The organism is Enterococcus sp. AZ128 (assembly GCF_051714485.1).
Taxonomy (GTDB): Bacteria; Bacillota; Bacilli; order Lactobacillales; family Enterococcaceae; genus Enterococcus_A.
The window spans coordinates 295,779-312,613 of the sequence record NZ_JBIORZ010000001.1 but is presented as its reverse complement, the minus strand read 5'-3'; the positions used below and the strand labels follow the sequence as shown (position 1 = coordinate 312,613).

The 16,835-nt window shown below is 40.2% G+C and carries 17 protein-coding genes; 7 read left to right on the top strand and 10 right to left on the bottom strand.

Annotation, left to right across the window (positions count from 1 at the left end; translation table 11 throughout):
* Nucleotides 1-10: 10 nt before the first annotated feature.
* The 4 genes from IGI38_RS01405 to IGI38_RS01390 form a co-directional block, all read right to left on the bottom strand.
* Nucleotides 11-2,146, bottom strand: a complete 2,136-nt coding sequence (locus tag IGI38_RS01405; RefSeq protein ID WP_438730229.1) for a heavy metal translocating P-type ATPase — start codon at nucleotides 2,144-2,146, stop codon at nucleotides 11-13.
* A 39-nt stretch (nucleotides 2,147-2,185) separates the two neighbouring features.
* On the bottom strand, nucleotides 2,186-2,395 hold the full coding sequence (gene copZ / locus IGI38_RS01400; RefSeq protein WP_438725826.1) for a copper chaperone CopZ: 210 nt from the start codon (nucleotides 2,393-2,395) through the stop codon (nucleotides 2,186-2,188).
* A gap of 46 nt (nucleotides 2,396-2,441) precedes the next feature.
* A complete protein-coding gene (locus tag IGI38_RS01395) occupies nucleotides 2,442-2,882 on the bottom strand; it encodes a CopY/TcrY family copper transport repressor (RefSeq protein ID WP_438725824.1) in 441 nt (146 codons plus the stop codon).
* 426 nt (nucleotides 2,883-3,308) lie between these two features.
* Complete coding sequence (locus tag IGI38_RS01390; protein ID WP_438725822.1) at nucleotides 3,309-5,366, bottom strand: heavy metal translocating P-type ATPase; 2,058 nt, start codon at nucleotides 5,364-5,366, stop codon at nucleotides 3,309-3,311.
* 247 nt (nucleotides 5,367-5,613) lie between these two features.
* On the opposite strand from IGI38_RS01390, the gene IGI38_RS01385 reads away from it, so the two are divergent.
* The 7 genes from IGI38_RS01385 (at nucleotide 5,614) to IGI38_RS01355 (ending at nucleotide 8,619) form a co-directional block, all read left to right on the top strand.
* Complete coding sequence (locus tag IGI38_RS01385; RefSeq protein ID WP_438725820.1) at nucleotides 5,614-6,252, top strand: TetR/AcrR family transcriptional regulator; 639 nt, start codon at nucleotides 5,614-5,616, stop codon at nucleotides 6,250-6,252.
* Between the two features lie 74 nt (nucleotides 6,253-6,326).
* Nucleotides 6,327-6,575, top strand: coding sequence for a hypothetical protein (locus tag IGI38_RS01380; protein ID WP_438725818.1), 249 nt, complete (start codon nucleotides 6,327-6,329; stop codon nucleotides 6,573-6,575).
* 92 nt (nucleotides 6,576-6,667) lie between these two features.
* On the top strand, nucleotides 6,668-7,615 hold the full coding sequence (locus IGI38_RS01375) for an IS30 family transposase (RefSeq protein WP_438725454.1): 948 nt from the start codon (nucleotides 6,668-6,670) through the stop codon (nucleotides 7,613-7,615).
* A gap of 45 nt (nucleotides 7,616-7,660) precedes the next feature.
* Nucleotides 7,661-7,858, top strand: coding sequence for a hypothetical protein (locus IGI38_RS01370; RefSeq protein WP_438725816.1), 198 nt, complete (start codon nucleotides 7,661-7,663; stop codon nucleotides 7,856-7,858).
* Between the two features lie 33 nt (nucleotides 7,859-7,891).
* The gene (locus IGI38_RS01365) at nucleotides 7,892-8,092 is read left to right on the top strand and encodes a hypothetical protein (RefSeq protein ID WP_438725814.1); all 201 of its coding nucleotides are present in this window, start codon (nucleotides 7,892-7,894) and stop codon (nucleotides 8,090-8,092) included.
* A 40-nt stretch (nucleotides 8,093-8,132) separates the two neighbouring features.
* Complete coding sequence (locus IGI38_RS01360; RefSeq protein ID WP_438725812.1) at nucleotides 8,133-8,381, top strand: hypothetical protein; 249 nt, start codon at nucleotides 8,133-8,135, stop codon at nucleotides 8,379-8,381.
* 37 nt (nucleotides 8,382-8,418) lie between these two features.
* Nucleotides 8,419-8,619, top strand: coding sequence for a hypothetical protein (locus IGI38_RS01355; RefSeq protein ID WP_438725810.1), 201 nt, complete (start codon nucleotides 8,419-8,421; stop codon nucleotides 8,617-8,619).
* 165 nt (nucleotides 8,620-8,784) lie between these two features.
* Here the strand turns inward: IGI38_RS01355 and asnS are convergent, their stop codons facing one another.
* The 6 genes from asnS to IGI38_RS01325 form a co-directional block, all read right to left on the bottom strand.
* Nucleotides 8,785-10,083: an asparagine--tRNA ligase gene (asnS, locus tag IGI38_RS01350; RefSeq protein WP_438725808.1), complete on the bottom strand. Its 1,299-nt coding sequence runs from the start codon at nucleotides 10,081-10,083 to the stop codon at nucleotides 8,785-8,787.
* Nucleotides 10,084-10,121: 38 nt separating this feature from the next.
* A complete protein-coding gene (locus IGI38_RS01345) occupies nucleotides 10,122-11,309 on the bottom strand; it encodes a pyridoxal phosphate-dependent aminotransferase (RefSeq protein ID WP_438725806.1) in 1,188 nt (395 codons plus the stop codon).
* 27 nt (nucleotides 11,310-11,336) lie between these two features.
* Nucleotides 11,337-11,840 (bottom strand): cell wall elongation regulator TseB-like domain-containing protein, encoded by a 504-nt coding sequence (locus IGI38_RS01340; RefSeq protein WP_438725804.1) that lies wholly within the window; start codon nucleotides 11,838-11,840, stop codon nucleotides 11,337-11,339.
* A 54-nt stretch (nucleotides 11,841-11,894) separates the two neighbouring features.
* Nucleotides 11,895-14,672, bottom strand: a complete 2,778-nt coding sequence (locus tag IGI38_RS01335; RefSeq protein WP_438725802.1) for a helicase C-terminal domain-containing protein — start codon at nucleotides 14,670-14,672, stop codon at nucleotides 11,895-11,897.
* 236 nt (nucleotides 14,673-14,908) lie between these two features.
* A complete protein-coding gene (locus IGI38_RS01330) occupies nucleotides 14,909-15,109 on the bottom strand; it encodes a cold-shock protein (RefSeq protein ID WP_010745638.1) in 201 nt (66 codons plus the stop codon).
* A gap of 191 nt (nucleotides 15,110-15,300) precedes the next feature.
* The gene (locus IGI38_RS01325) at nucleotides 15,301-16,404 is read right to left on the bottom strand and encodes a baeRF6 domain-containing protein (protein WP_438725799.1); all 1,104 of its coding nucleotides are present in this window, start codon (nucleotides 16,402-16,404) and stop codon (nucleotides 15,301-15,303) included.
* Between the last annotated feature and the right edge of the window lie 431 nt (nucleotides 16,405-16,835).

The window sequence follows — 16,835 nt, the reverse complement described above, 5'->3', positions numbered from 1 at the left end:
AATGCGCCTCCTACAATTTCTTCTGATTCAAGCTGAGCGAATTTAGTAACACACTGACCGAACTAAAAGCCATCGCACCACCAGCGATAATTGGATTCAAGAAGCCTAGTGCCGCAAATGGGATCCCGATCACGTTGTATAAAAACGCCCAGAATAGATTTTGTTTGATTTTTCTTAATGTTAATTTGGATAAACGAATACTCTTTTCGACTAATAATAAGTCGCTGTTCATCAATGTGATATCCGCTGTTTCCATTGCAATATCCGTTCCACTGCCCATCGCTATACCGATATCAGCTAAAGCAAGTGCTGGTGCATCATTGATACCATCACCAACCATTCCAACCGATTCGTCCTGCGCTTGTAATTCCTTAACGACTTGAGCTTTGTCTTCTGGCAGCACTTCCGCGACAACATCTGCCGCCTTCAGCCCTACCTGCTCACCAATATAACGAGCCGTCTGAGGATTATCCCCCGTCAGCATCTTGACCGTTATACCGGCCTGATGCAACGCGTCAATTGCAGCTTTAGAGGATTGTTTGACTTGGTCTGTCACCGAGATCATCGCCAGAACTTTTGCCTGATCCGTTAAGAACATCACCGTTTTGCCCTCTTCTTCTAACGCTATCACACGTTCTTCCGCAAATGAAATATTTCGCTCGCGTACTCCCCGCTTCGACCCGACATAGTATTGTTGACCACCGATTTCACCAGTCACACCTTGTCCTGTCAAGCTTTCAAAATTCGTTACTGGTAAAACATCCACTTGTTCTTTGCCGTAGTTATAGATCGCTTTGGCTAATGGATGTTCAGAATGGTGTTCGATACTGGTCAGATAAGCTAATGCTTGGGGATCAAAGGATTCAAAATCAGCTACTACAGGCTTTCCTTCTGTGATCGTGCCTGTTTTGTCTAAAACGATTGTTGTCAGGTGTGCGATTTTTTCTAACACACCGCCGCCTTTGATCAAAATCCCTGACTTGGCGCCTAAACCAGTCCCTACCATAATAGCCGTCGGTGTTGCTAAACCAAGCGCACATGGACAAGCAATTACTAAAACAGAGACGCTGTGGACAATCGCCTGCTGCCAGTCTCCAGTCAATAATCCTGTTGCTAATAGGGTAAGCAATGCAAGGCCTAATACTGTTGGAACAAAGATACTTGAGATTTTATCTGCGATTTGCTGGATCGGTGCCTTTTCACCTTGCGCATCCTCTACCATCCGAATGATTCGCGAAAGCACCGTCATACTGCCGACTTGTGTCGCGGTGAATTCGATACTTCCCGTCGTATTGACCGTTCCGCCAAAAACTTGATCTTCAACCTTTTTATCGACAGGCAAACTTTCCCCCGTCAGCATACTTTCATCGATGGTCGTTTGCCCAGCAAAAATTTTCCCGTCAACTGGAATTTGTTCTCCTGGACGTACCCGCAGCAAATCACCGACCTGAACATCTTCGATCGGCACTTGTTTCTCTGTACCTTCTAAAATAACTGTTGCCGTCTTCGCTTGCAGATTCATTAACTGCTTGATCGCATCGCTGGTTTTTGTCTTGGCCTTTTGTTCTAGATATTTACCCAACAGGATCAAGGTAATGATCATGCCGCTGCTTTCAAAGTACAGATCCGAATTATAAGGATTAAAGAAGCCATTATAGACACTTAGTAAGAAAGCGGCCGAAGTTCCCATCGCGACCAAGACATCCATATTGGGCGCCTTAGTCTTCAGTGCATGATACGCTCCGCGATAAAAACGCTGCCCCACACCAAATTGCACTGGCGTTACTAAAATCAATTGAACAAGCGGTAAATGTAAGAAATGGACCCAACTAGCATGACTGCCTAGCAGCATCGCGATCATTGCGATCATCAATGGCGCAGTCAACACTGCGCTCATAATCAAATCACGCTTCATTTTCTTCAAATAAGCGGCTTTTTCTTCTTCGATCTTTTGTTTATGCGCATCATCAAACAGAATTGCACCATAACCGATCGCCTCTACACGCTGAATCAGCTGTTCAGCCGATAACGTCTCGTCAAATTGTACTGTTGCTTTTTCCGTCGCCAGATTAACATTAGCTTCTAAGACACCCTCTGTCGCCTTGAGCTCTTTTTCTACTCGAGCCGAACAATTCGCACAAGTCATCCCCGTGATCGCAAATGTTTCTACTGATGCATCTGCCAATTAGATCACCTCAGTTTCAAACCCTGATTCAGTCACTGCTGCGGCGATTTGATCGGCTGAAACTTTTGCTTCATTGAATTTTACGACACCTTGATTTTTTTTCAAATTGATCTTCACCTTGTCGATCCCATCCAATTGATTGATCGCTTTTTCTACAGTTGCTACACAGTGATTGCAACTCATTCCGTTAATTGCAAATTCTTTTTTCATAATAATAATCTCCCATTCCTCTTTTTTTATGGCTCCTGCCACTTGTTTATTTATGATGATTGCATTCACATTGCCCAGGGATACAATTACATTCGATCGTTGCTACAGTTTTTTTATTTATTAACTGATCCTTGATCCGCTCAACATCCGCGTCCGTCAATTCTGCTTCAGCAACCAATTCTGCAATCGTCTCGCCAATCCGCTTCGCACAAATATGCGAAAATAAATTTTCTGTCGCACTTTTAACTGTTTCACCCTCACTAATGGCAGGGTAATAAATGTACTTTTTCCCAGATTGTTCTGTTCGTACCGCTTCTTTTTTAACTAGACGCCCTAACAACGTTTTTATCGTTGCTGGTTTCCAATCCATCGTTTGTCCAAGAATATCAATGATTTCTTGTGCTGTGGTCGAATCTTGCGTCCAGATCACTCGCATGACTTCCCACTCCGAATCGCTGATCTTAATTGGTGCCACCGTCATTGTCATAACTTTCCGCCCCTTTCGTTTACATTTGTAATCTACAAATACAGTTTACAATTGTAATCTGTTTTAGTCAACTGATATGCGAAAAAATTTTTATCCTCTTCCACCAGTGGAAAAGTCATTTTTCCAAAACCAGAAAAAATAATTATATCCTCGTCACGCATACGATCCAACTAAAAGCTTTGACCAATCATTTTTACCTTAAATACAGTAAAAAGTTGGACTCGCAGTAGGCTCATAAATAATGAAGTCATTTTTTTGCAAAAATTCCTTTTAAGCTCGTCCACATATCATTATGCTAAACAGTTAGTTCGTTGATACATGAAAACTTATACTTACATATCAAACCTGATAAACTGCAAAAAGCATAACTGACAAAAAAGGCTTTGCAACTGGGCCAGTCACAAAGCCTTTTCTTCTATCATAATATTACTTCACTCGCAAACAACGCATCGCATTCAACACTGCGATCACAGTTACACCGACATCGGCGAAAACCGCGGCGTACATGGTCGCGAATCCTAAAGCACCTAGTAACAAAACTAAGACCTTCACTCCGATAGCAAAGACGATATTTTGTTTCACGATCCCCATCGTCTTGCGGGCGATTTGGATCGCAACCGGAATTTTAGCGGGCTGATCGTCCATGATCACGACATCCGCTGCTTCGATCGCTGCGTCGGACCCAAGTCCGCCCATCGCGATCCCAATGTCTGCTCGTGCTAATACAGGCGCGTCATTCATCCCGTCGCCGACAAACGCGGTCTTTTGTTCCCGGGACAATTCAGCTTCTAAATGGTTGACCTTATCTTCTGGCAATAACTCGCTGTAGACCTGATCAATTCCGACTTTCTTCCCAATCGCATCAGCAATCATACGATTATCTCCTGTCAGCATCACCGTCCGCTTCACACCTAAGCTCTTCACTTCTGACAAGGATTCTGAGACATTGTCCTTCAGCTCATCAGCGATCAACAAATGTCCAACGTACTTGCTGTCCATTGCCACATAAACGATCGTACCGATTTCACTGACTGCTTGGAACGGAATATCGTATTTAGCTAACAGCTTTTCATTTCCGACTAAGAAATGATGTCCTTCGATCTCAACTGAAATCCCGAAACCGGCAATTTCTTCCAGCTGGCTGATTGGTGATAGTGGTTGGTCGACATACTTCACGATTGATTGCGCGATCGGATGACTAGAGCTTTGTTCGGCACTCGCCACATAGCGTAAGAAATCCTTTTGATTGATCGTTGTTTCCACATTTTGAACTTCAAAAACGCCTTTGGTCAAGGTTCCTGTTTTATCAAAGACCAGTGTTTCCACATTCGCCAACGTTTCAATATAGTTGCTTCCTTTAATCAAGATACCGGCTTTACTTGCACCGCCGATTCCGCCAAAGAAGCTGAGTGGTACTGAAATCACCAAGGCACAGGGGCAAGAAATAACCAAGAAGGTTAATGCCCGATAAACCCAATCATAAAACGGTTCGCCTGTAACTAACGGCGGCACCACTGCCAACAATACGGCCAATCCAACAACAATTGGCGTATAGTAACGGGCAAAACTGGTAATGAAGTTTTCTGCCGGCGCCTTTTTACTGCTGGCATTTTCGACTAAATCTAAAATCTTGCTGACGGTCGATTCACCAAAAGTCGTTGTGACTTCCACCGTTAATTGTCCGCTTTGATTAATGAAGCCGCTAAGGATTTGTTCTCCAGCATTGATACTGCGTGGGACGGATTCACCAGTCAACGCCGAAGTATCCAACATTGAACGTCCTTCCTTGACGATTCCATCTAACGGAACCTTTTCGCCCGGCTTAATCAAAATCTGATCACCGACATGGATCGTTTTCGGTGCGACTTTTCTTACTTCGCCATTCAAGATCAAGTTTGCCGAATCAGGACGAATCGCTAATAACGAGCTGATCGATTTTCTTGATTTGGCGACTGCATAATCCTGAAAGAATTCGCCAACTTGGTAAAACAGCATCACTGCCACCGCTTCAGGATACTCGCCGATCGCAATCGCGCCGACTGTCGCCACTGCCATTAAGAAGTTTTCATCAAATATCTCACCATGAAAAATATTAGTTATCGCAGTATTCAGAACATCATAACCGATCCATAAATATAAAATCAGATAAGCAATCAACTCGCCAGGCATGGCCGGTTTAACGATCGTCAACACGCCTAATGCTAAGATGGCTGTAACGATTTGAATGATTTTTCCTTTAGAACTCTCTTCGACCTTTTCCGTTTGAACACTATTCACTTCAACGTCTGGTTCTAATTTGTTCACAACCTCTTTCGCTTCTTCACAAACTCGCCCGATTTCCTTTTCAGGAGCGTTGATCGTCAGCTTCGTGCTCATAAAATCAACCTGCGCATTTTCGACTCCTTTGATTTGTTGGACCGAACGCTCGATTTTCGCTGCACAGTTCGCGCAATCCAATCCATCCAAACGATATACTTTTTCCATGAGATACCCTTCTCTCTTTTTACATATGAACGTTTCTTCATGTATATTATATATGAGCGACCATTCATGTGTCAAGTCTAAAAGAAAGCTTTTACAAAAAAATATTTCGACTAAAATCCTTGATATGACGGCCTTTTTAAAAAATATTAAAATTCTTTTCAAAAAGGTGTTGACTTATAGACCCACGGTCGGTATTATTAAGTCAGAAAGAACGACCGGCAGTCGGTTGGGAGAAAGGAGATCAGACATGCGAATCGTAAAGGAGCACGATGAACGAAGAAATGAGATCATCACCACCGCCGAAGAATTCTTCTTAACCAAAGGATTCAACAAAACGACCGTCAATGACATTTTGAAACGAATCGGCATCGCAAAAGGAACCTTCTATCATTACTTCGTTTCAAAAGAAGAAGTCTTGGATGCAGTCATCGGTCAGATCATTGACCAAGAAATTTCAAGAGCCAAAGAAATCCAAGCTTCAAATGGATCAGCACTGGAAAAGCTCATCGCCTTCCTTTCACAAATCGATCAGGAAAATGAGCGTAAAGAAGAAATGGTCGACAAATTCCAAATGCCGGAGAATTCATTGATGAAACAGCGAGCATTAGACGGCACCATCAATCAAGTTTGTCCCGTCCTAGCAGAAATCATTGAAGTTGGCAGACAACAAGGTGAATTCAATACAGCCTACCCGCTTGAGAGCATCCAATTTTTAATCGCTGGTATTCAAACTATGTTTGATGAAATTGAAAAATTAGCACCTGAAACCATTCAAAACCGTGTCATTGCTGCAACAGATTTAATTTATAAAGCCTTGGATGTGAACCAAGAAATCCATCCTTACGATCAAACAACCGCACAATTACAAAAAATCTTCATCCCGTAAGCTCAACAAAACCCGTTGAGCTTAACATTTAAAATCAAAATGACCGACAGTCGGTCAAGAAAGAGGAATTTACTATGAATAATGCAGAAATGATCGAAACACTCGCTAGCCAAACAAACGAATCAACGATGACAATCGAAAGCATCTTAAAAAGTTACGAACACTATTGCAACAAGAACATTACCCGCTACTCAAGCAAACACTTAACTGCAATCGTTGACTTTATCGCTGCTGAAACACATTTACCAGAAGAAACTTGCTCAAATGTCATGACTCAGTTCTTTAACTCAGTAAAAAAACAAATCAAACATAAATTCTTTTAAACGCTGAATTGTAATATTAATCGCAACAAAGAACCCATCAAAAATTTCTAGTAAAATGAGTTTAGGATAACAAACTACTAGGAGTGATTTTGATGGGTTCACACAAAAAGCTTACACGAGATAATCGAAAATGTATAGAGACGATGATTTATGATGCCAAGAGTATTCAAGAAATAGCGGACAGAATTGGTGTTAGCCGAACAACGATTGATCGTGAGTTGAAACGAGTACCCGAAGATTTGATCTATAATGCCGACAATGCGCAATTAGATGCGGAAATGAAGCGCAGTGCCTGTGGTGCGAAGTCCAAATGGACTTCTGAATTCGCTTATCAGATTGAATGTGATCTTGAAGACAGCTGGTCCCCTGAACAAATTGCGAATGATCGTCAAATAGTTTCATTCAAAACCATTTACAATTGGCTCTATGCCGGTATTCTTAATGTGTCTAAACAGTGTCTGAGACATAAAGGCAGAAGACAAGAAAAACAAGAAGAGGCACGAGGCAAAATGACTGTAGGGCATACCATTGATGAACGCCCAGCTTCTGTGTCAACTCGAGAAGAATTTGGACATTGGGAGTTGGACACAGTTGTTTCTAGCAGAGGGGAAAGCAAAGCCTGCGAAGCAACGTTTATTGAACGGAAAACACGCTTTTATTGGGCGATCTCAATGAGGGATCGTACCGCGAAGTCAATGGCACAAGCGATTAAAGCTTTTGTGCAAGACCTAGGGAGTCACAAGGCATTTTTAAGCTTTACGGTCGACCGTGGGAAAGAGTTTTCTTGCTGGAAAGAAATTGAGAAAGATTTAGACGTACCTATGTATTTTTGTGATCCATACTCCCCATGGCAACGCGGATCTAACGAAAATGGGAATGGTTTATTTAGAGAATTCTTCCCTAAGGGAACTGATTTTTCAAAGGTACCCCCTACGGAGAAACAGGAAGCATTACGCAAGATAAATATGCGTCCTAAAAAAACATTGAACTGGAAAAATTGTTGGGAAGTCTTTCAAGAAGAAATGTTGCAATTAATTTGACAATTCAGCAAACCATAAAAATACAAACAAAGAGGAGAAATTAAAATGAAAAAACTTACTATCATCGCATTGGCACTGATCACTCTAGGAGCAACTTCGCAAATCGTTGAAAAGAACATCGACAAAGAAGAAGTCAAAACAGTCGTCACTACTAACCTTAAAGAAAACGACGAAAAGAACGAAGACCTCTACTTTCAACATGATGGACAAGAAAATTCTTTACTTGAAAAGATCGGATTTTAAACTAAAAAATACTTACACAGAGGAGAAATCAAAATGAAAAAACTTACTATTATCGCATTGGCACTAATCACTCTAGGAGCGACTTCGCAAATCGTCGAAAAAAATATCAACAAAGAAGAAGTCAAAACAGTCGTCACTACTAACCTTAAAGAAAACGACGAAAAGAACGACAACATTGATTACGGTCATGATGACGATCAAGAAAACACGCTAATAGAAAAAATTGGCTTTTAAATTAAACAGAAAACTTACTTATACAGAGGAGAAAATCAAAATGAATAATACAGAAACTACCGAAGCATTGGCGCTACAAACAAACGAATCAACGATAACAATCGAAAACATCTTAAAAAGCTACGAACACTATTGCACTGAAAATATTACTCGTTACTCCAGAAAACACTTGGTTGCAATCGTCGACTTTATCGCCGCTGAAACACATTTACCAGAAGAAACTTGCACAAATGTCATGACTCCGTTCTTTGACTTAGTAAAAGGCGAAATCAAACATAAATTCTTTTAACCTGCAAAAATACAACTGAAAAAAGGAGAAATTTAAAATGAAAAAACTTACTATTATCGCATTGGCACTAATCACTTTAGGAGCGACTTCGCAAATCGTCGAAAAGAACATCGACAAAGAAGAGGTCAAAACAGTTGTCACTACCAACCTCAAAGAGAATGACGAAAAAGAAGGTCAGATCGATTACGGTCACGATAACGACCAAGAAAATACTTTATTAGAAAAGATTGGCTTTTAACTGACAGCTAATTCGAGCTAAGGTATCATCTGAAAAAAACTTCATTCTCATTACGCAGACGATTAAGCTAAACTACTTGTCCATAAATTTTTCAACAAACCTCATATCTCTAAACTCGCAAAAAAGCGCCGAGGAAAAATTCCTCGGCGCTTCTAGACTTTATTCTTATGGATAAATACGATTTAACAAACGAGGGAATGGGATAGCTTCACGTACATGGTCAATCCCTGAAATAAAGGTAATCGTTCGTTCAAGCCCCAGACCAAAACCTGAATGCGGCACAGTACCATATTTACGTAAATCTAAATACCATGAGTATTCTTCTTCGTTTAGTCCCGCTTCGCGAATTTGTTCCAGCAAGAAATCATAATCCGTTGCACGTTCTGATCCTCCAATGATTTCCCCATAGCCTTCTGGTGCAATCAAGTCCGCACAGATAACAACATCATCACGCGTTGGATGTGGTTTCATGTAAAAAGGTTTGATTGCTTTCGGATAATTCAAAATGAAGACCGGCCGGTCAAACGAATTGGCAATAAACGTTTCATGTGGCGAACCAAAATCATCGCCCCATTCAATGTCATCAAAGCCGTTTTTCTTCAACAATTCCACAGCTTCATCATAAGAGATACGCGGAAACGGAAGTTTCGTATAATTCTTCAAAATTTCTTTATCGCGGTCTAAGACATCCAAAGCATAATCGCAATTATCTAGAACGCTTTGAACAAGAAAAGCAACATATTGCTCTTGAACCTCTAAACTGTCTTCTTGATGCATGAAGGCCATTTCTGGCTCGATCATCCAAAATTCGATCAAGTGGCGTCGAGTTTTTGATTTTTCTGCACGGAAAGTTGGCCCAAATGAGAAAACTTTACCTAGTGCCATCGCCGCAGCTTCCATGTACAATTGACCACTTTGAGATAAATACGCTTTGTGATCAAAATAATTCGTTTCAAATAAGTCGCTTGTGCCTTCAGGCGCTGAACCTGTCAAAATCGGTGGATCAACTTTTACAAACCCATTATTATTGAAGAATTCATAAGTTGCACGGATCACTTCGTTACGAATCAACATGATTGCGTGTTGTTGTGATGAACGCAACCATAAATGACGATGATCCATTAAGAAGTCCACACCATGTTCTTTTGGTGTAATTGGGTAATCATGGCTTTCACCGATTACTTCGATCTCTTTCACACCTAGTTCATAACCAAATTTTGAACGCGTATCTTCCCGAATTTCTCCAGTTACAATGATTGACGTTTCCTGTGTCAACTCTTTAGCTAAATGAAAGACCTCTTCAGATACTTCACTTTTTACAACTACGGCTTGAAAATATGCTGTTCCATCACGCAATTGTAAAAAAGAGATTTTTCCGCTTGAACGCTTATTAGCGACCCAAGCGCCGATTTTTACTGTTTCGCCAACATGATTCTTGGCATCGATGATTTGAATTTGTTCCACAAATGTCTCTCCTAACATATTTATCCCGAAATAATGTTTTACTTCTTACTATTTTCGATAAAACGACGAATCCGCACGACTGCTTCTTCTAAGTCCTCCATGCTGGCTGAATAACTCATCCGCACACTGTCGGCTGATCCAAAACCTTCACCTGTTACTAACGCAACATGTTCTTGTTCCAACAAGTCGTTGACCCAAGTTGTCACATTATCATAACCACCCATTTTCATTGCTTTCTTGATATTCGGAAACAGATAGAATGCCCCTTGTGGTTTTTTCAACTTGAATCCCGGTAAATCAGCGACCTTAGGATAGATGGTATTCAAGCGTTCTTCAAAGGCTTTCCGCATTTTTTCCGCAGTCTCCTGTTCACCAGCCAGGGCTTCAGCTGCAGCGACTTGGCTTACTGCTGTTGGATTACTAGTCGCCTGAGAAGCGATTGATGTCATACCGCCGATAATTTCAGCGTTCCCAATCGCATAACCTATTCGCCAACCAGTCATCGAATAAGTTTTTGATACCCCGTTGATGATTACCGTATGATGGAAAATCTCGTCAGATAAAGAAGCTATATGCGGTGCTTCGTTTCCATTATAAACAAGATGATCATAAATATCATCTGATACAATCAACAACTCGTGACGAACTGCCCATTCGCCAATTTCCCGCAATTCATCCTCAGTATAGATCATTCCTGTAGGATTCGATGGTGAATTAAGGATGATCGCCTTCGTTTTCTCAGTACGGGCATCCTCAAGCTGGTCAACCGTTATCTTGTAATCATTATCTTGATCACCTGTAACAAAGACTGGATTTCCTTCAGCCAATTTAACTTGCTCCCCGTAGCTCACCCAATAAGGAACGGGAATAATCACTTCGTCTCCATCATCCAAAATCGTTTGGAACAATGTATACAACGCAAATTTTGCGCCGCTGGTCACAATAATATTTTTCGGTTCGATCGTCAGATCATAATTTTTTTTAGTAAAATCGACAATCGCAGACTTCAATTCAGGTGTTCCACCAGAAGCAGTATAAAAGCTGACCTTGCCGCTCTTGATCCCGTCAATCGCTGCTTGCTCGATATTTTCCGGTGTAGTAAAATCCGGCTCTCCAACAGTCAAGCTAATGACATCTAATCCTTGGGCTTTCAACTCTTTGGCTTTGGCGGTCGCTGCTAAAGTGACGGACGGTTCTAAGTTTGTTACACGCTGTGATAATTTCATAACTGATAACTCCCCTACCAAGTTTTTTTAGATTTCTTTGATGACTTTGATCGTCTTGCCGTCATCGAATGCCAGCAAGTAATAATGAATCGCGCCTTGATCGTCTTTTGCGGTAATCTCCCAAACTGTTTGATCACGATAAATACCTAAGTTGGCTTTCTCAAAGATCATATCTGGATTATCACTTTCAAAGCGTTTTTCTGCTTGTTGTTCTGTCAGCCCATCTTTTTGATCGAGGACGCGAATCTTTTCTCCCGATTTAGGAACAATCACAATGATTGCTTCGCCCTTGTTGCTTTCACCGGTAACCGTAAAATAAGTTTTCTCACGATTGAACCAATAGAAGCGATCGACCGTCTTTAAATCGGCATATTTTTCTGCCATCTGAACAGCCTCTTTTTTGGCTTGGTGCATCGGACGATTTGATCGAATAAAAATCATGGTTGCTGCCACGATAATAATCAGTAGAAAAGTCACGATTCCTAATAGCCAACGATTAAGCTTTTTTTGTCTTGCACTATTCGTATCCAAAATCATACTCCTCTCAGACAAGCTACATTATACCAAAAGAAGAGCTCTCCCTCATTAATTCTCTTCACTTTTGTCAGAATTTAAAAATTGATCTGTCTCCAGTAAAATTTCTTCCATCGGCAACTGTCTGATCGGCAATTCTTTTGGCAGTGCCTTCCGCAGTTTTTCACCATATTTCGCAGTGATGAAACGTTGATCTAGCAAAAGCATAACACCCTTATCCTGATCCGATCGAATCAGGCGCCCTAATGCTTGGCGTAAGCGTAATGCTGCATGCGGTACGGCTTCTTGGAAAAATGGATTAATCCCTTCCGCTTCTAAAAAATCGTTGCGAGCCTTGACTTGCGGGCGCTGCGGATTTTCAAACGGTAAACGCGTAACGATTAAGATCTGCAGAATCTCTCCTGGCAAATCAATCCCTTCCCAAAAACTGTCAGCACCAAATAACAGTGCATCTTTCGAAAGTAAGAAACGTTTTAACAACTTTTCACGACTGCCGCCGATTCCTTGAGCCAAAACCTCTCTTCCTTCATTTAATAAAGGAACACGCACTCGCTGATAAACACGATTTAAGATATCATGAGAAGTGAATAATACTAAGATTGGCCGCTTCTGATTTTCCGCCATTTTATGAACCACATTGGCGACATAGTTCGCGTATTGATCTGGAGAAGTGGATTGAATACTGATGCTATTTGTTGGTAAATACAAACGAGCTTGCTCAGCATAGTCGTAAGGACTGCTGATAATCTTCAGAGCAGAGTCTGAGATTCCCCAACGTTTGGCGAAGTAATGACGGTCACTGCCGATTTTTAACGTTCCACCTAAATAGAGAATCTGCTGATAGCTTTCGTACCACTTTGTATGGCCAATCAGTGACGCTTCTAGATCTTGTACTTGAAACATTTTTCGCTTGGCGTTAAACCAATGAATATAGCGGGCATCCCATTTTTCACTAAAGGTCTCAAAAGCGATTTGTTGTTGCATCAAGCTGTCCAATAAAGCTTGAAGATCGCTCCATTCCGCTTGCTCTTTAATGCTAAAAGTCTCTTTATACATCGTAAAGTATCCTTGCATCTGTTCCCCTAACGTCAAGGCATCATGATACAAACGTCCGATCCGTTGCAAAACTTGTTCACCTGCTAAAGATAATTGATCGATCATTTCTTTTGTAATCAATCGTTCTTCTTGGGTGGGGTACTCTTCTTTGAAAATTTGATAAAAATCGGTCAAATCTTCATTCAACTCCTGTAATACATCTTGAAAAATTTCAAGAGTATGCTGGGTCTGATGATCTTTTTGGACCAACGCTTGCCAAACAGAGAATGATTGATCGTCCAACAGACGATTAAACATCCGCTGGATCGCCAAAAGATTAAATTGTTGGGTATTGATTTTTTCCAATACTCGATTCAAATGATGTGCTTCATCGATGATCAGATACGGACTTTTCGGCAGCTGAGGTGTCTGTCTTTGATCCTCTTGTGCTAAATAAGCATGATTGGTAACGATCAAGTTGCTTTGAGCCAATTTTTCCTGACGATGACGAATAAAATCTGCATGATAAAAGGGACTGTTGGGATTTAGCGTATGAGTTCCTAAATGAGAGACTTCTTTCCAGAATGGATGCTTCAAACTAGTCATATTCAATTCATCGAAATCCCCAGTCTCTGTCTGTGTCAACCAAACAAGCAGAGCCATCTGATAAAAGGTATATTGTTTTTGTTCCGATTTCTTTTGGAAACTTTGATAAAAACGCTCTAGGTCAATATAATGACGGCTGCTTTTCATCACTACCGCCTGCAGCGGCTGATCCAATAAACGATTAATCAGTGGTAAATCATGGTTTAAAATCTGCTCTTGCAACAACAACGATACTGTACTAACAACTATAGGCTTTTCTGGAGTAGCCAAAAAACTCATTGGCAGCAAGTAACCCAGCGTCTTCCCGATGCCAGTCGCTGCTTCTACCAAAATATTTTTATCATCCTTTTTATTGAAAAAATCATATACTAAATTCATTAAACGAGCTTGCTCTTTACGGAAATCCAACTCACCTTGATAAACTTTTTCCTTCGCCTTACGTGAACGAGGATACGCCTTGGTTCCAAAATAATTCTCGGAAAAGAGGGAAACACTTTTTTTACGCAAAGCCAAACCGTGAATAATAGCTATATCTTTTGATAATGGTTTTGGATTTACTTGCATCTCGGTCAAACAATCTTGCAGATAAGCTTTTGTTTGAAAAGCCATCTGATCAGCAGTATCAATAATTTTTTCTAATGTAATGATTGGCAATTCTTTTATTTTCGCTTCCAAATGTAAGAGTAATTGAGCGGTTACATCTGCATCACTATCAGCCTGATGAGGATTCTCATGCACTAAATTTAATTCTTCAGCTAAATCCTTCAAACGAAAACTCAAAGAAGTGGGCATAAATACCTGCGCTAGTTCCACTGTATCAATTCCAGAAATTGTTAACGGCGGCATACCGCACCGTTCTAGTTCATTACTTAAAAAAGGATAGTCAAAGTGAATATTATGAGCCACAAAGACAGTATCTTCTAACAAATTAGTGATCGTTTGAGCCACATCTTCAAAATATGGTGCCTTTCGAATTCGCTGATTAGTGATTCCCGTCAGCGTTTGAATTTGTCCAGGAATAGTTTGATCTGGATTGATATCCGTCGAAAAATGAGTCACGATCTTGCCATCTTCGATCAGAACGCAACCAAATTGAATGATCCGATCCGTTTTGGGGTCAGTTCCTGTCGTTTCGATATCTACGACCGCATAATTTTTCTTCACACTCACCCCTCCTTCCTCACGCATTATATCTGAATAGTACCACTTTCTACAAGAAAGTTCTTTGGATAAAACGGTTTCAATCAGAATTGAACTTACAACTATTTATTTTTTAAGAAATCCTTATTCCAAAACTTTGAAAAATATGTCGATTGTCACTATACGTAAGATCCCCAAAATGACACCTGCATATCTTATTTACTAAAAAAGTTCATAAAAAAAAAGCCAGATGCTTTCGCATCTGGCGTAAAAGTCTACTATAATTAAGCTTTGTTAACGTTTGTAGCTTGAGGTCCACGTTGGCCTTCTTCAACGTCGAAAGTCACTGCTTGACCTTCTTCTAAAGTTTTGAAGCCGTCGCCTTGGATTGCTGAGAAATGTACGAATACGTCGTTTCCGTTTTCAGCAGTGATAAATCCGTAGCCTTTTTCTGAGTTGAACCATTTTACTGTACCTTGTTCCATGTTAAACATCCTCCTAGGATAAAAATTAGTTTGTAATTACTTGAATGGTGAAATAGGAAAGATGTTGTCTGAAACAAACTTGCCAATATTACCGTACAAAAACTACAATTAGAAGTATAACACAGATAAAGCGATAACACTAGGTTATCGCTTAAAAAAATTTTTCTTAATATATTTGAAATAATTAAGCACTAATACCGTAGAATCGCCAATAAGCTTTTCTCATCGGGGGCATCCTTTTGGTCTAGAACAAAGACCTGTCCACCATTTTTGATAACATTATCAGCAATTTCATTGAGCACCTGACGACGGTCATATTCCACATCTGGATCTTCCCCATAACCATCAACCAGATTTGAAGTTGCGATAAACAAATGAGAAACTTTGCCCTCTTTTGCAGCTGGTACGATATCAACTAATTGATCAATAAACTTTCTGTTGATTAATTTTTGATAGGTTTGTGTTTCAAGCTCTGCTAATTGATCAGAAAGTTTTTGTGTTTCTTGTCTGATTTCATTAATATTGGCTTGTGCTGGCGAACCATTGATCGCTGCTTTATCTGAGTAATGTGGATTCTTCGCAATTTTTTTAAATTGTGTTTGATTTTCTGGCAAAGCAAAAAGATACAGTGGTAATTGATCCGGATTATCTAATTCTTTTAAGAAATTATCGACGGCTTGGTAATAGTTCACCCAGTCAATCTCGACTTCTTCATCCTTTGCGTTCACACCATGAAAGCTGCCAACCTCACCACCGCGAGCTGATACATTTAAGCTTCCGCCAGTCAGTTCATCTCCTAAAGCAGTGACAATGTCTTTCGGTGCACCTTCTGGAAGTTCGATCTCGCTAACTTCTTTATTACGAACAAAATAAAGTTTCATGGAGTCTCTATTCAGTGCCATCAAATAATACGGGTAGTTAAACTGAGTATTTTTGATGATTGCCAATAAATATGGCAAGTCACTTACGTAATATTGATCGTCGACTGTGATACTTAAGCGATGAACATATATATCGTCTGAGGTCAAAATCACGGCAACACTTTTAGTTCCGCTGCGCCAAAAATCTCCGTCGGTTAATAATTGATCGATTTTTTCTCGGAATGGTTCAAAGCTGTGATCAGTGTACTTCTTCTCAAAGCGCCGTTTCGCTTCTTTAGCAAAATTTTTAAACATAATTTGATCTTTTTCAACATCCTGATGCGCATGGTGAGTGTTTAGCATAAACGTGATAAACGGACCTGATGCTTCTTCTGAAGTCAATTCAGTTAGTAACTTTTTACTGATATTTGCCATAAATGTACCCTCCTATTTAATCTTCCACCCCAAGTGTACCATAGCTCCTAAATTCCTTAAAATGAAACGCAACCCTTACATTTTGTAAATATATCGTAAAATTTCAACGGAATTTGCATAAGTTTTTTCTAATTCATTTCTTAGTGATTAACAAACAGCTATTCATGAATTCATTGACTGTATGCTTTATCATGAAATTATACCAATTATCCCGAATTGGTTTTTCATACTTACTCCTACCAAGAGTAAATAACAACCTTCATTTCCACCATAGTGACGGCTATGGTGGTTTTTTTGTGCTCTGCTTTCCATTTTTAATATATACATGCCTACAATCATACGAGTTCACTTTTTTGAGATTCATTAAATTTAAGCACCAACATAAAAAGATTTGTTCGCGTTTCCAAGTTTTGCTACACTGAAGATAATAA